The 318-nt window shown below is 66.0% G+C and carries 1 riboswitch.

From position 1 onward, the window contains the following. Positions 1-121: riboswitch (cobalamin riboswitch) on the top strand. This riboswitch is flagged as partial in the annotation. Positions 122-318 lie beyond the last annotated feature (197 nt).

The following is a 318-nucleotide window of genomic DNA, read 5'->3' as shown; positions in this document are numbered from 1 at the left end:
CCCCCGCAACTGTAAGCGGCGAGCCCATCATCAGCACGTCACTGGGTCTTCGGGCCTGGGAAGACGATGAGAGGGCGGTGACCCGCGAGCCAGGAGACCGGCCGTCAGTCGGGGTCACACGCTAAACGCATCGGGCGGGGTGTCCTGATGGGTGTCGATGCGTTCGGCTGTCCTCACGACAGGCAATCTGCTAGGCATCGTTCGGGGTGAGGTGCCACAGACGTCCGCCGTGTCGTGTCCCGTGTCCTGTCGCTACCGATACGCGTGCCTGCGAACGCTCTCTCTCGTCTCGCCCGTCCTCTCCGTCTCCCCCCTGGC

The sequence above is a fragment of the Methylobacterium sp. J-078 genome (genome assembly GCF_022829285.1).
Classification (GTDB): domain Bacteria; phylum Pseudomonadota; class Alphaproteobacteria; order Rhizobiales; family Beijerinckiaceae; genus Methylobacterium.
This window is presented reverse-complemented; position numbering and strand designations above follow the sequence as displayed.